This window comes from Bacillus sp. (in: firmicutes) (assembly GCF_031983925.1).
Lineage (GTDB): Bacteria > Bacillota > Bacilli > Bacillales > Bacillaceae_G > Bacillus_A > Bacillus_A pacificus.
Window position 1 is genome coordinate 177,624 of the sequence record NZ_DALYZR010000003.1, and the last position, 13,720, is coordinate 191,343.

General features: G+C 38.4%; 16 protein-coding genes. All 16 read left to right on the top strand.

The genetic code is table 11. From position 1 onward, the window contains the following. Positions 1–8: 8 nt before the first annotated feature. The 16 genes from spo0F (at position 9) to RTP99_RS12545 (ending at position 13,514) form a co-directional block, all read left to right on the top strand. On the top strand, positions 9–377 hold the full coding sequence (gene spo0F / locus RTP99_RS12470; protein WP_000398594.1) for a sporulation initiation phosphotransferase Spo0F: 369 nt from the start codon (positions 9–11) through the stop codon (positions 375–377). A gap of 210 nt (positions 378–587) precedes the next feature. Further along, on the top strand, positions 588–1,445 hold the full coding sequence (locus RTP99_RS12475) for a class II fructose-bisphosphate aldolase (protein ID WP_001131850.1): 858 nt from the start codon (positions 588–590) through the stop codon (positions 1,443–1,445). A gap of 331 nt (positions 1,446–1,776) precedes the next feature. Next, positions 1,777–3,066 carry a UDP-N-acetylglucosamine 1-carboxyvinyltransferase gene (gene murA / locus RTP99_RS12480; RefSeq protein ID WP_000413260.1) on the top strand — a complete coding sequence of 430 codons (1,290 nt, stop codon included), beginning with the start codon at positions 1,777–1,779 and terminating at the stop codon, positions 3,064–3,066. A gap of 111 nt (positions 3,067–3,177) precedes the next feature. Continuing rightward, positions 3,178–4,143, top strand: coding sequence for a class II fructose-bisphosphatase (gene glpX / locus RTP99_RS12485; RefSeq protein ID WP_000442334.1), 966 nt, complete (start codon positions 3,178–3,180; stop codon positions 4,141–4,143). A gap of 278 nt (positions 4,144–4,421) precedes the next feature. Beyond that, positions 4,422–5,693, top strand: a complete 1,272-nt coding sequence (gene rho / locus RTP99_RS12490; RefSeq protein WP_001053898.1) for a transcription termination factor Rho — start codon at positions 4,422–4,424, stop codon at positions 5,691–5,693. 398 nt (positions 5,694–6,091) lie between these two features. Beyond that, a complete protein-coding gene (locus tag RTP99_RS12495) occupies positions 6,092–6,337 on the top strand; it encodes a type B 50S ribosomal protein L31 (RefSeq protein ID WP_000643437.1) in 246 nt (81 codons plus the stop codon). A 108-nt stretch (positions 6,338–6,445) separates the two neighbouring features. Then, positions 6,446–7,033: a thymidine kinase gene (locus RTP99_RS12500; protein WP_000280862.1), complete on the top strand. Its 588-nt coding sequence runs from the start codon at positions 6,446–6,448 to the stop codon at positions 7,031–7,033. A 268-nt stretch (positions 7,034–7,301) separates the two neighbouring features. Beyond that, positions 7,302–8,369 (top strand): peptide chain release factor 1, encoded by a 1,068-nt coding sequence (gene prfA, locus RTP99_RS12505; RefSeq protein WP_000887065.1) that lies wholly within the window; start codon positions 7,302–7,304, stop codon positions 8,367–8,369. Beyond that, entirely contained in the window at positions 8,369–9,220 is an 852-nt protein-coding gene (gene prmC / locus RTP99_RS12510) for a peptide chain release factor N(5)-glutamine methyltransferase (protein WP_001267029.1), read from the top strand. The genes prfA and prmC overlap by 1 nt, the downstream gene beginning before the upstream one ends. Before the next feature lie 112 nt (positions 9,221–9,332). Continuing rightward, the gene (gene spoIIR, locus RTP99_RS12515) at positions 9,333–10,199 is read left to right on the top strand and encodes a stage II sporulation protein R (RefSeq protein WP_011040863.1); all 867 of its coding nucleotides are present in this window, start codon (positions 9,333–9,335) and stop codon (positions 10,197–10,199) included. Positions 10,200–10,248: 49 nt separating this feature from the next. After that, positions 10,249–10,707 carry a GNAT family N-acetyltransferase gene (locus RTP99_RS12520; RefSeq protein ID WP_000758435.1) on the top strand — a complete coding sequence of 153 codons (459 nt, stop codon included), beginning with the start codon at positions 10,249–10,251 and terminating at the stop codon, positions 10,705–10,707. 108 nt (positions 10,708–10,815) lie between these two features. Beyond that, on the top strand, positions 10,816–11,856 hold the full coding sequence (locus RTP99_RS12525) for an L-threonylcarbamoyladenylate synthase (protein ID WP_000557342.1): 1,041 nt from the start codon (positions 10,816–10,818) through the stop codon (positions 11,854–11,856). Positions 11,857–11,933: 77 nt separating this feature from the next. Then, positions 11,934–12,482: a manganese efflux pump MntP gene (locus RTP99_RS12530; RefSeq protein ID WP_000142479.1), complete on the top strand. Its 549-nt coding sequence runs from the start codon at positions 11,934–11,936 to the stop codon at positions 12,480–12,482. 18 nt (positions 12,483–12,500) lie between these two features. After that, positions 12,501–12,629: a hypothetical protein gene (locus RTP99_RS12535; RefSeq protein ID WP_001037627.1), complete on the top strand. Its 129-nt coding sequence runs from the start codon at positions 12,501–12,503 to the stop codon at positions 12,627–12,629. 83 nt (positions 12,630–12,712) lie between these two features. Further along, the gene (locus RTP99_RS12540) at positions 12,713–12,988 is read left to right on the top strand and encodes a DUF3935 domain-containing protein (protein ID WP_000197488.1); all 276 of its coding nucleotides are present in this window, start codon (positions 12,713–12,715) and stop codon (positions 12,986–12,988) included. A 10-nt stretch (positions 12,989–12,998) separates the two neighbouring features. Next, positions 12,999–13,514: a hypothetical protein gene (locus RTP99_RS12545; RefSeq protein WP_000065590.1), complete on the top strand. Its 516-nt coding sequence runs from the start codon at positions 12,999–13,001 to the stop codon at positions 13,512–13,514. Positions 13,515–13,720 lie beyond the last annotated feature (206 nt).

A 13,720-nucleotide genomic window follows, 5' to 3' on the forward strand; every position in this document is an offset into this window, starting at 1 on the left:
TGGGAGTTATGGAAGGGAAAATTTTAATCGTTGATGATCAATATGGCATTCGTGTGTTATTACATGAAGTGTTCCAAAAAGAAGGTTATCAGACATTCCAAGCAGCGAATGGATTTCAAGCTTTAGATATCGTGAAAAAAGATAATCCAGATTTAGTTGTGTTAGATATGAAAATTCCAGGTATGGATGGTATAGAGATTTTAAAGCATGTAAAAGAAATTGATGAGAGTATTAAAGTGATTTTAATGACTGCTTATGGAGAGCTTGATATGATCCAAGAAGCAAAAGATTTAGGTGCTTTAATGCATTTTGCTAAACCATTTGATATTGATGAAATTCGTCAAGCGGTGAGAAATGAGCTCGCTGTAGAGGCTTAAAAATGAATTTTTTATAAAAAATATGGAAAAAAGCGTTTACATGGACTATTGTGCAGGTGAATACGGTTGAGTTTTTGAGTACAAGTTGTTATCCTATTGAGTGTAGAAAAAAGTCCGGTATGTAGATATACATATTTTACCTTATTCTGGTCATACTACCAGCGATAAGAACTTATCGGATACAAAAAACGTTTTTTAGGAGGATTCACCATGCCTTTAGTTTCTATGAAAGAAATGCTAAACAAAGCACTAGAAGGAAAATACGCAGTTGGTCAATTCAACATGAACAACTTAGAGTGGACTCAAGCTATCTTAGCTGCTGCGGAAGAAGAAAAATCTCCTGTAATCCTAGGTGTATCTGAGGGTGCAGCTCGTCATATGACTGGTTTCAAAACAGTTGTAGCTATGGTTAAAGCTTTAATCGAAGAAATGAACATCACTGTTCCTGTAGCGATTCACCTTGACCATGGTTCAAGCTTCGAAAAATGTAAAGAAGCAATCGATGCAGGTTTCACATCTGTAATGATCGACGCTTCTCACCACCCATTCGAAGAAAACGTAGAAACTACTAAAAAAGTAGTAGAATACGCACACGCTCGTAACGTATCTGTTGAAGCTGAGCTTGGAACAGTTGGCGGACAAGAAGACGACGTAATCGCTGAAGGCGTAATTTACGCTGACCCAGCTGAGTGTAAGCACCTTGTTGAAGCAACAGGTATCGATTGCCTAGCTCCAGCTTTAGGTTCTGTACACGGTCCTTACAAAGGTGAGCCTAACTTAGGATTCGCTGAAATGGAACAAGTTCGTGACTTCACTGGCGTACCTTTAGTATTACACGGTGGTACTGGTATCCCAACTGCTGATATCGAAAAAGCTATCTCTTTAGGTACTTCAAAAATCAACGTAAACACTGAGAACCAAATTGAGTTTACAAAAGCTGTTCGTGAAGTATTAAACAAAGACCAAGAAGTTTACGATCCTCGTAAATTTATCGGACCTGGCCGCGACGCTATCAAAGCAACTGTTATTGGTAAAATTCGCGAATTCGGTTCTAACGGTAAAGCGTAAGAATAAAATTCCGTTTTGGAAACCGTCTACTCTTTTAGACGGTTTCCTTTCGTTGTATAATGAAAGCGTGAACAAGTCTAAAGATTTTATCATTTTGTTTTTGAAATAGAAAATAATGTGCATAGTCCTATTAATAAATGTGATAACGTATCTAAATTGATAAAGTAAATTCGATAAATAGTTAATCTTTATCTTTTTGTATTACAGGAGAAATGAAGATAATGGTTTCCTATTTATTGAGTTTTGGGATGGAAAAGTAATTGAGATTCTTAAGGGGGAGCTTTCTATAAAAATATAGAAAGTAAATACATTCACAAGAAGGGAGCTCAATATGGAAAAATTGCTAATTGAAGGCGGAAGAGCTTTAAATGGAACAATTCGCGTGAGTGGTGCAAAGAACAGCGCCGTTGCACTAATTCCAGCGACAATTTTAGCAGATACTCCAGTAACTATTGGTGGTGTCCCTAATATTTCGGACGTGAAAATGTTAGGGGACTTACTAGAGGAAATTGGAGGGAGAGTGACTTATGGACAGGAGGAAGAGATGGTAGTCGATCCTTCTAACATGGTTGCAATGCCTTTACCAAATGGAAAAGTGAAAAAATTGCGTGCTTCTTATTATTTAATGGGTGCGATGCTTGGCCGTTTTAAAAAAGCTGTTATTGGGCTTCCAGGTGGATGTCACTTAGGACCGAGGCCGATTGATCAGCACATTAAAGGGTTTGAAGCGTTAGGTGCACATGTTACGAATGAACAAGGTGCTATCTATTTAAGAGCAGATGAACTACGCGGGGCACGTATTTATTTAGATGTTGTTAGTGTAGGAGCTACGATTAATATTATGCTAGCAGCTGTACGAGCGAAAGGTAGAACTGTTATTGAAAACGCAGCGAAAGAACCAGAGATTATTGATGTAGCTACACTGTTAACTAGCATGGGAGCACGTATTAAAGGTGCTGGTACAGATGTAATCCGAATTGATGGTGTGGATTCACTGCACGGTTGTCATCATACGATCATTCCAGATCGTATTGAAGCGGGTACGTATATGATTTTAGGTGCTGCGTCAGGAGGAGAAGTAACAGTTGATAATGTTATTCCTCAGCATTTGGAGTCAGTTACCGCAAAATTAAGAGAAGCTGGTGTCCAAGTTGAAACGAATGATGACCAAATTACAGTGAACGGTGATAGAAGATTAAAAGTAGTTGATATAAAAACGCTTGTATATCCAGGTTTCCCAACAGATTTACAACAGCCGTTTACAACGCTTTTAACAAAGGCGCATGGAACGGGTGTTGTAACGGATACGATTTATGGCGCACGTTTTAAACATATTGATGAATTACGTCGCATGAATGCGCAAATTAAAGTAGAAGGTCGGTCAGCTATCGTAACTGGTCCTGTTTTATTACAAGGTGCAAAAGTGAAAGCGAGTGATTTGCGAGCTGGAGCAGCCCTTGTTATTGCAGGATTGATGGCGGATGGAATTACAGAAGTAACCGGACTTGAGCATATTGATCGTGGCTATGAAAATATAGTAGACAAGCTTAAAGGGCTTGGTGCAAACATTTGGCGAGAACAAATGACAAAGCAAGAAATTGAAGAAATGAAGAACGCATAAGTGATACTTCCGCGAGGGGGAAGTATCACTACTTGCGGAAGTACACTTTATAGAAAAACACGGTTCACAAAATACGGCAGAAATATAAAGGCTTAAAGGAGAGGGATTATCGTGGAAAGAAGTTTATCTATGGAGTTAGTACGTGTAACAGAGGCTGCAGCTTTATCATCAGCGCGTTGGATGGGACGCGGGAAAAAGGATGAGGCAGACGGTGCAGCAACATCAGCTATGCGTGATGTATTTGATACAATTCCGATGAAAGGTACAGTTGTAATTGGTGAAGGTGAAATGGATGAAGCACCAATGCTATATATCGGAGAAAAATTAGGTACAGGATATGGTCCGCGTGTAGACGTTGCAGTTGATCCTTTAGAAGGGACAAACATTGTAGCAGCTGGTGGATGGAATGCTCTTGCTGTTATTGCAATTGCAGATCATGGTAATTTGTTACATGCTCCTGACATGTACATGGATAAAATCGCGGTTGGCCCAGAAGCGGTTGGGGCGGTCGATATTGATGCGCCTATTATCGATAACTTACGTGCAGTTGCGAAAGCGAAAAACAAAGATATTGAAGATGTTGTAGCGACAGTTTTAAACCGTCCACGTCATCAAGCAATTATTGAAGAAATTCGTAAAGCTGGTGCTCGCATTAAATTGATTAATGATGGAGACGTAGCTGGCGCAATCAACACAGCATTTGATCGTACAGGTGTAGATATTTTATTCGGCTCTGGTGGTGCGCCTGAGGGTGTGTTAGCGGCAGTTGCATTAAAATGTTTAGGTGGAGAAATTCACGGGAAATTATTACCACAAAACGAAGCTGAATTGGCGCGTTGCAAAAAGATGGGCATAGACGACATCAACCGCATCCTTCGCATGGAGGACTTAGTAAAAGGTGACGATGCAATCTTCGCAGCAACAGGTGTAACAGACGGAGAACTATTACGCGGCGTTCAATTTAAAGGTAGCGTAGGAACAACACAATCCCTTGTTATGCGCGCAAAATCAGGCACAGTACGCTTCGTAGACGGACGTCACAGCTTAAATAAAAAACCGAACTTGGTTATTAAATAAAAAGTGGAAGCGGCTCGTTCAGAATGGGAGGGGGAAGAAGTGAAGCCACCGACCATTCTAGCTGATGAAACTAGATTAAATAAAAAGCGAAGACAAATTTTCTTGTCTTCGCTTCTTGTATTTGTGTTTCAACGTATTGATTAAAACTAGATAAAAGGGTTACAATAGTGAATATTACCCTACTTGAACTTATTGCCTTTCATTATTAATTATTTGCCTTCCGTATTTTTTCCCTTTACCCATGTGAAAAGAGAATAACGTTAAAGTGTGGTGTCTGAATGAATTTGTCAATTGCAGCATTAGAAAACATGAAATTAAAAGAGTTATACGAGCTTGCGAAAGAATTTAAAATTTCGTATTATAGCAAATTAACGAAAAAAGAGTTAATCTTCGCCATTTTAAAAGCTCGAGCAGAAAAAGAAGGTTTCTTCTTCATGGAAGGCGTATTAGAAATTATTCAATCAGAAGGATTTGGATTCCTACGTCCTATCAACTACTCTCCAAGCTCAGAAGATATTTATATCTCAGCTTCGCAAATTCGTCGTTTCGATTTACGTAATGGAGATAAGGTTTCTGGTAAAGTACGACCTCCGAAAGAAAATGAACGCTACTTTGGATTATTACAAGTTGAAGCTGTAAACGGAGATGATCCAGAGTCAGCAAAAGAGCGTGTGCATTTCCCTGCATTAACACCATTATACCCAGATCGCCAAATGAAATTGGAAACGGAACCGAAAAAGTTACCGACACGCATCATGGATTTAATTGCACCAGTTGGATTTGGACAACGTGGTTTAATTGTCGCGCCTCCAAAGGCTGGTAAAACTAGTCTATTAAAAGAAATCGCACACAGTGTTACAACAAATCATCCGGAAGCTGAATTAATTGTCCTTCTAATTGATGAGCGTCCAGAGGAAGTAACAGATATTGAACGTTCTGTTAAAGGAGATGTTGTAAGCTCTACTTTTGATGAAGTACCAGAAAATCATATTAAAGTGGCGGAACTTGTGTTAGAACGTGCAATGCGTCTTGTAGAGCACAAAAAAGATGTTATCATTTTAATGGATAGTATTACCCGTTTAGCGCGAGCTTACAACCTTGTTATTCCGCCAAGTGGTAGAACATTATCGGGTGGTATCGACCCAGCTGCCTTCCATAGACCGAAGCGTTTCTTTGGAGCTGCACGTAATATTGAAGAAGGCGGTAGCTTAACAATTTTAGCAACAGCGCTTGTTGATACAGGATCTCGTATGGACGATGTAATTTACGAAGAATTTAAAGGAACTGGAAATATGGAACTTCACTTAGATCGTTCATTAGCTGAGCGTCGTATCTTCCCGGCAATTGATATTCGCCGTTCTGGTACACGTAAAGAGGATCTATTAATTCCGAAAGAACATTTAGACAAGCTATGGGGTATTCGTAAAACAATGCGTGATACACCAGACTTTGTTGAAGGTTTCTTACGTAAACTTCGTCAAACAAAGACAAATGAAGAATTTTTACAAAACATTGTTGCAGATTCGAAAAGATATGTAACAACGAAGTAAAGGGAAAAGATTGGGACTCGCTTATTTTATGGTAAGCGAGTTTTTTATGTTTTTTAGGTGATCTTAAAGAGAGATGAGTGGAAGGGCATTAGTTAGTTCTAGTTGGATGAGTTGCCTCCACTTTAAGGTGTTATCCAGCTCCAGCGGCTAGAATCTCCGGTCATTTCACTCTCTCGCTCGAAGCAAAAAGCGCTTCAAGGTCGAGAGTTCCAATGCCCTGCGATTCTGAGCGAGCCGCTTCTGCTTTTAAAATTAAAAAGACAAAAACAGGTAGTTGCAAAATGAAGTTAGCCTTGTTATAATTTCATCATATGTGTTTCATCAATATAGTTGTGTATGCAGCTGAAGATGAAAAACTCTGTTTCGAAAATGATTCAGGGCGGAAGGAGATGAAAAGAATGAAAGCAGGAATTCACCCAGATTACAAGAAAGTTGTATTCATGGACACAAACACAGGCTTCAAATTCTTAAGCGGATCTACTAGAGGATCTAACGAAACTGTTGAGTGGGAAGATGGTAACACTTATCCATTACTAAAAGTTGAGATCAGTTCTGATTCTCACCCATTCTACACTGGACGTCAGAAGTTTGCTACTGCAGACGGACGCGTTGACCGCTTCAATAAGAAATACGGTCTTAAGTAATAAAAACATAAAACAGGCAAGTGTATCTATTCGCTTGTCTGTTTTTTTTGCGAAAATATTATACCTTTACCCTACTTTTAATTAAAAAGTAGATGAAAGGAGAGCTTCATGTACTTAATAAATCAGAACGGTTGGATTGAAGTGATTTGCGGTAGTATGTTTTCTGGTAAATCAGAAGAGCTTATCCGCCGTGTGCGTCGTACGCAATTTGCGAAACAACATGCAATTGTATTTAAACCATGTATTGATAATCGCTATAGTGAAGAAGACGTTGTATCACATAACGGATTAAAGGTAAAAGCAGTTCCTGTTTCAGCTTCAAAAGATATATTTGAACATATCACTGAAGAAATGGATGTAATTGCAATCGATGAGGTGCAATTCTTTGATGGGGACATTGTGGAAGTGGTGCAAGTATTGGCAAATCGTGGCTATCGTGTCATTGTAGCTGGTTTAGACCAAGATTTCCGTGGTCTACCATTTGGACAAGTTCCTCAGCTGATGGCGATTGCTGAACATGTAACAAAACTACAAGCAGTATGTTCTGCATGTGGATCTCCGGCAAGTCGTACACAACGATTAATTGATGGAGAACCAGCGGCATTTGATGATCCGATTATTTTAGTTGGTGCTTCAGAATCGTATGAACCACGCTGTCGTCATTGTCATGCAGTTCCTACAAACAAAGATAAGTAAAACTCGCTGCGCAAGGCGGGTTTTTTTCAGAATAGAGAGTGTGAGTGGTGTGAGCCACTTGCGCTTTAAGTTGTGATATCTAGCTCCAGCGGCTAGAATCTCCAGCCATTTCACTCTCTCGCTTGAAGCAAAAAGCGCTTCAAGGTTGAGAGTTCCAATGGCCTACAATTCTGAGCAAGCCGCTTACGCTTTTAAATATAATTTGCGTTTTTTTGAGTAAGTACCATATACTATTTGTATTAGATACTAGGATGTAGAGGTGAATGATGTGTTAGATCGTTTGCAAGCTGTAGAAAATCGTTATGAGAAGTTAAATGAATTGCTAAGCGACCCAGCAATTATTAGTGATTCAAATAAGCTTCGTGAATATTCAAAGGAACAGTCTGATATACAGGAAACGGTAGAGGTGTATCGTGAGTATAAGGATGTTCGTGAGCAATTAAAAGATGCGAAAGCAATGTTAGAAGATAAGTTAGACGCAGAAATGCGTGAAATGGTAAAAGAAGAGGTTTCTGAGTTAGAATCACAAGAAAAAACATTATCAGAGCGTCTGAAAATTTTACTTGTACCAAAAGACCCTAACGATGATAAGAACGTTATCGTTGAGGTTCGTGGAGCTGCTGGTGGCGACGAGGCCGCTTTATTTGCTGGTGACTTATACCGTATGTATAGCCGTTACGCTGAGGTGCAAGGTTGGAAAACGGAGATTATCGAGGCTAGCTATACAGAGTTAGGTGGATATAAAGAGATTATCTTTATGATTAACGGTAAAGGTGCTTTCGCGAAGCTGAAATTCGAGAATGGCGCTCACCGTGTACAACGTGTTCCTGAAACGGAATCTGGTGGACGTATCCATACATCTACAGCAACTGTAGCTGTATTACCAGAGGCAGAAGAAGTAGAAATTGATATTCATGAGAAAGATGTTCGTGTTGATACATTCGCTTCTAGTGGACCTGGTGGACAGAGCGTTAATACAACGATGTCAGCGGTACGTTTAACGCATTTACCGACTGGTGTAGTTGTATCATGTCAGGATGAGAAATCACAAATTAAGAATAAAGAAAAAGCGATGAAAGTATTACGCGCACGTGTTTATGATAAGTTTAGACAAGAAGCACAAGCTGAGTATGATCAAAACCGTAAACAAGCTGTTGGTACGGGTGATCGTTCAGAGCGTATTCGTACGTATAACTTCCCGCAAAACCGTGTTACAGACCATCGAATCGGTTTAACGATTCAAAAGTTAGATCAAATCTTACAAGGTAAGTTAGATGATTTCATCAATGCCTTAGTAATGGAAGATCAGGCTCAAAGGATGGAGGCAGCTGAGTAATGCGTGTCTATGAAGCCCTGAAATGGGCTTCTTCTTTTTTACAGGAGAATGGACGAGATGAAAATGCGGGAGAAATTGTCCTTTGTCATGTATTAAAGACGAATAGAACAGGAATATTGATGAACATGCGTGAAGAAATAACTGCGGAACAAGAAAAAAGTTTTACAGAGTTTATCCACAAGCATGTAGAAGGTATTCCTATTCAATATATGATTGGTCATGAAATGTTTTATGGAAGATCGTTCTTTGTGAATGAAGAAGTATTAATACCAAGACCAGAAACAGAAGAGCTTATAGTAGGAGTGTTAGAAAGAATCGAGCGTCATTTTGGTGATGAGAAACTACATGTAGCAGATATCGGTACAGGTAGTGGAGCGATTTCGATTACGCTTGCTTTGGAAAATAAAAATCTTCATGTGTATACGGTAGATATTGCGCAGGAGTCGATTGAAGTTGCACAAGAAAATGCGAAAACTTTGGGCGCAGAAGTAACGTTCTATCATGGTGATTTATTATCACCATTTTATGAAACGGGTCAAAAGTTAGATGTTGTTGTTTCAAATCCTCCATATATACCGGAAGAAGATTGGCGTGGTCTTTCTCCCGTGGTGAAAGAGCATGAGCCAAAGAGAGCGCTTGTTGGTGGTGAAGACGGACTAGATTTCTATCGCCGCTTTATGGAAGAGTTGCCGAATGTGTTGCAGAAGAAAGCAATTGTCGCATTTGAAATTGGAGTAGGGCAAGGTGAGGACGTGAAAGGGCTGTTACAACAAGCATTTCCACATGCTCATGTTGAGGTTGTTTTTGATATTAATGGAAAAGATCGTATGGTATTTGCGGAGATGGAGTAAGGTTTACACCTTACTCTATTTTTTTGTGGAAAAATTCATATAGATTTTGAATTTAATAGTTTAGAAAGATGAAAGTCTGTCCACACTGTTTGTAGAAGGGACGGTGGAGGAAATGAAAAAACAAGTTATTGCTTATCTTCTTCTATTATTAATTGGTGCACAGTTACTTGTGCAGTTTGGATATATGAAAGCTGATGCGAAAGGGCCTTCAGTTATTCCGAAAGAGGCCGTTCGATTACGGATTTTAGCAAATAGTGATTCAGATAAAGACCAGGCGTTAAAGCGTAAAGTGCGTGATGAAGTAAAAGCACAAATTGATGGATGGGTAGCTGATTTAACTTCATTTGAAGAGGCACGCAAGGTCATTCAAAGTCATATTCCAGAAATCGAAAAAACAGTAGCAAATACGTTGAAAAAAGAAGGAAGTAAAGATTCATTTCAAGTGAAATTCAGTAAAAATGTAAAGTTTCCTACAAAGGTATATGGGAATTTTATTTATCCGGCAGGGGAATATGAAGCAGTCTTAATTACAATTGGGGAAGGTGAAGGGGCAAACTGGTGGTGTGTACTATTTCCACCGATGTGTTTCTTAGATTTTTCAAGTGGTACAGCTGTAAGGAAAGAAGAACATGTTGTGAAGGCTGAATCTCCTGAAGAGGAGCAAGTGAAACAAATAGATGATGAAGAAGTAGTAAATGCAGAAGAGAAAAAAGGGGATGAGGTGAAGGAAAAGAAAGTTGTAAAGCAGGAAGTCGCAAAAAAAGTAACAGCTTCTGAAAAGAAAGTAGTAAAAAATGAAACGAAAGTAGAAGAACAACCTGTAAGTAAAGAGGAAACAAAAGCTGTGGAAAAAGTGGAGAAACCTGTGGAACAAAAACAAGAAAAGCGAAATGAGTATGTAAAAGTAGAGGAGGAAGAAGAGAAGCTGGAAGTTAAGTTATTTATTGTAGAAGCTTTTACATCTTTATTCTCTAAATAGTACTATTTGTAAATCCCTTCTCATATATAAAAAAGAGGAGGGATTTATTATGAAGAAGGTATATTTTGCGACGAAGGCAGATGTGGAAAGATTGCATTCTTTTTTCGGACAAGCTAATAAAAAAGATGATAAAATAAATGAGTTGTACGCGCAGTTTATGATTTTGGAAGAGGCGGAAGAAATACGGGCAGTCATTGGATATGAACAAAGTGAAGAAAACGCACTTATTCGTTCTTGTTTATTCACACCTAATGTGGATAAACAGACTTTCTTATATTTTTTTGAAATGTTTTTGCAGTATATGAAAGAAAAAAATATTCGACAATTGTACTTACTAACAAATCATCCACAATCTATAACGATCTTTCAGTTTTTTGACTTTGTTACGATAGAGAAAGAGAACGTACCAGAGGGAATTCGACAGTTAGAACACTTTTGTAAAAATATAAAAGAGCCAAATGCAATAATACTAAATTGTCAGCTATTCACAAAGTTATCCACGGATTAATTAGGTTTATCCACATTTTGTGGATAAACCTTGTTTGTCTTTTGGATAAATCTCATAGTAAACTAAAAATAGACAAGTATTTCAGGGTAGAAAAGGACGTGGGAAAAAATGCATACAAATATGTGGGTTGTGGATAATGTTGTGGAAAGAAAAAAATATTATCCACAGTTACAAGAAGCAGCAAAATTATTAAGGGAAAATGAGGCGATTGCCTTCCCTACAGAAACGGTATATGGACTAGGTGCAAACGCGATGAATGATGAAGCGATTGCGAAAATTTTTGAGGCGAAAGGAAGACCGAGTGATAATCCACTTATTGTCCACATCGGTACAAAATCGCAGTTAGATGGGATTGTGAAGGAAATTCCGCCAGTTGCAGAAAAGTTAATGGAGCATTTTTGGCCGGGCCCTTTAACAATTATTTTACCTAGAAAAGAAGGGATTTCAGAGAAGGTAACGGCAGGACTTAATACGGTTGGAGTAAGAATGCCTGATCATCCAGTAGCTCTTGCTCTTATTGAAGAGGCAAATGTACCTGTTGCAGCACCTAGTGCAAATCGTTCAGGTCGTCCAAGTCCGACGTTAGCATCTCACGTATATGAAGATTTAAATGAGAAAATCGCAGGTATTGTAGATGGTGGTGCAACCGGAGTAGGTGTTGAATCGACTGTAATTGATTGTACGAGCGCTGTTCCAACGATATTACGCCCAGGTGGGATTACGAAAGAACAATTAGAATCGGTAATCGGCACGGTTTCTTTAGATCCGGCTTTAAAGGATGAGAAGGAAAAACCGAAATCACCTGGAATGAAATATACACATTATGCACCGAAAGCGCCGCTAAGTATTGTTGAAGGTTCACGTGAATTTATTCAACGCCTTGCGGATGAGAAGAAGGAAGAAGGATTCAAAGTCGGTGTATTAACGACAGAAGAGTATCAGCACGTATATAACGCGGATGTTGTATTGTCTTGTGGTGTTCGAAGCGATTTAGCTAGCGTTGCGACTAAATTATATGATGTACTTAGAACGTTTGATGCAAGTGAAGTGGATGTTATTTTTAGTGAATCATTCCCGAATGAAGGAATAGGGAATGCTATTATGAATCGATTAACAAAAGCGGCAGGACATCAAATTATTACCGAATGATAAGGTACGATTAGCAAACAGAATATTTCTCCTCGGATAAGCATATTTTGAAGTAGCACGTCCGAGGAGGGACATGAATGACGTTTGAACAGCTAATACCTTTAATAATTATGGCATTCGCCTTAGGGATGGATGCGTTCTCGGTAAGTCTTGGGATGGGAATGATGACCTTAAAGATAAGACAAATCCTGTATATCGGTGTGACGATAGGGATATTTCATATTATCATGCCATTTATAGGGATGGTATTAGGTCGTTTTTTATCAGAACAGTATGGAGACATTGCACATTTTGCTGGTGCTATTTTATTAATCGGATTAGGATTTTATATTGTATATTCATCTATCTTGGAGAATGAAGAGACTCGAACGGCCCCTATTGGAATTAGTTTATTCGTATTTGCATTTGGGGTTAGTATAGACAGTTTTTCAGTAGGTCTTAGTCTTGGTATTTATGGGGCGCAGACAATTATTACGATATTACTTTTTGGATTTGTTAGTATGTTATTAGCGTGGATTGGTCTATTCATTGGGAGACATGCGAAAGATATGCTCGGTACATATGGCGAGATAGTAGGTGGTATCATTTTGGTTGGATTTGGATTATATCTCCTTTTTCCTATATAATTTTAGGGGGAGGGCGTTATGAACAAGTTATTGGAATGGTATATTCGATTTGTAACTTTTTTTCCGAGATGGTTACGACTGCTTATTATTTGGGGTATTATTTTACAAATTTCAGTTTTAGGTTGGATTAAATTAATTCGCGAATGATAGGATAGTTCCTTTCTGTGCATAGTTTTGTTTGTACTATACTGATTGCGCTAAAAAATTACAATATAGAAAGGATGAGATGGATGACGAGGTTGAAGCAAGTTTTTGGTGTTATTATTAGTTTTTTTGTTTTTTGGTTTAGTATGCTCGGTGTACAAATGTTTGCTGAGTTTTTAGATATTGAGTCATTGAAGTTTGTTGCGGGGAAAACGGAGGCAGCGCGTGCTTTTTATTCTCCATACCCGTTTTTAATTGTTTTTCTTATTACATTGCTTTCCCTTTACTTCTTCGTAATTAAGCTTGGGAAACCGAAAAAAGAGAAAGTACCTACTTTAGAGGAGCAGAAAGAAGAGATATAAGGGGGATACTATGTCTAACATTTCTTTGGCAGAAGCTGTAAAATTAAAAAGTGTATTATCGAAAAGAATACATGAATTAGAAGAAGAGATGAACCAAATTGGATTTGTTGAAATTGAAAAAGGTGATACACTTCCAAAACAGACGCGTACATTGGTACAAGTTGAACAGGAACTAGATGAAGTTCGCGCTGATTTTCGTCTTTTAGATAAATTAATGTATGAAGCAAATATCCGAAATGAAGTGAATTTCAACGGAGAGAATATAACGATTGTTGAAGCGATAGAACTTGCAACGCAGTTACGTGCAAAAGCTCGAAAGTGTAAAGAGTTTGGCGTGAGTAAGAAAGAAGAACATGTATATTCTTACGGTGAAACATCATCGCTTGTAAAAGTAGCCATGTTTGATCCAGAAGTATATCGTGTAAAAGGTTTAGAGTTAGAGAGACAAGCTAATAGGTTATCTAACTTAATTAATGCGAAAAACTATGCCATTGAACTAGACTTTGATGGTGAAAAATACTTTTAAACCTTGAAGTGGTGAGACTCTGCTTCAAGGCATAGAAGAAGACCACTTTTGTAAAAATGAGATTTGTGATGGCCAAAGGACAACCAATCATCCAATAACCGATCACACTGTTACTTTTTACCGATGACCAATAATGGTAAAAGAGGTCGATGACCAATACTGAAAAATTATTTTTCTTCTTCTATGAAAGGGGTGTACCAAATTAA

Coding starts and splice junctions, on each gene's coding strand:
- spo0F (WP_000398594.1), top strand. CDS start 9: ATGGAAGGGAAAATTTTAATCGTTGATGATCAATATGGCATTCGTGTG.
- RTP99_RS12475 (WP_001131850.1), top strand. CDS start 588: ATGCCTTTAGTTTCTATGAAAGAAATGCTAAACAAAGCACTAGAAGGA.
- murA (WP_000413260.1), top strand. CDS start 1,777: ATGGAAAAATTGCTAATTGAAGGCGGAAGAGCTTTAAATGGAACAATT.
- rho (WP_001053898.1), top strand. CDS start 4,422: ATGAATTTGTCAATTGCAGCATTAGAAAACATGAAATTAAAAGAGTTA.
- RTP99_RS12495 (WP_000643437.1), top strand. CDS start 6,092: ATGAAAGCAGGAATTCACCCAGATTACAAGAAAGTTGTATTCATGGAC.
- RTP99_RS12500 (WP_000280862.1), top strand. CDS start 6,446: ATGTACTTAATAAATCAGAACGGTTGGATTGAAGTGATTTGCGGTAGT.
- prmC (WP_001267029.1), top strand. CDS start 8,369: ATGCGTGTCTATGAAGCCCTGAAATGGGCTTCTTCTTTTTTACAGGAG.
- spoIIR (WP_011040863.1), top strand. CDS start 9,333: ATGAAAAAACAAGTTATTGCTTATCTTCTTCTATTATTAATTGGTGCA.
- RTP99_RS12520 (WP_000758435.1), top strand. CDS start 10,249: ATGAAGAAGGTATATTTTGCGACGAAGGCAGATGTGGAAAGATTGCAT.
- RTP99_RS12525 (WP_000557342.1), top strand. CDS start 10,816: ATGCATACAAATATGTGGGTTGTGGATAATGTTGTGGAAAGAAAAAAA.
- RTP99_RS12530 (WP_000142479.1), top strand. CDS start 11,934: ATGACGTTTGAACAGCTAATACCTTTAATAATTATGGCATTCGCCTTA.
- RTP99_RS12535 (WP_001037627.1), top strand. CDS start 12,501: ATGAACAAGTTATTGGAATGGTATATTCGATTTGTAACTTTTTTTCCG.
- RTP99_RS12540 (WP_000197488.1), top strand. CDS start 12,713: ATGACGAGGTTGAAGCAAGTTTTTGGTGTTATTATTAGTTTTTTTGTT.
- RTP99_RS12545 (WP_000065590.1), top strand. CDS start 12,999: ATGTCTAACATTTCTTTGGCAGAAGCTGTAAAATTAAAAAGTGTATTA.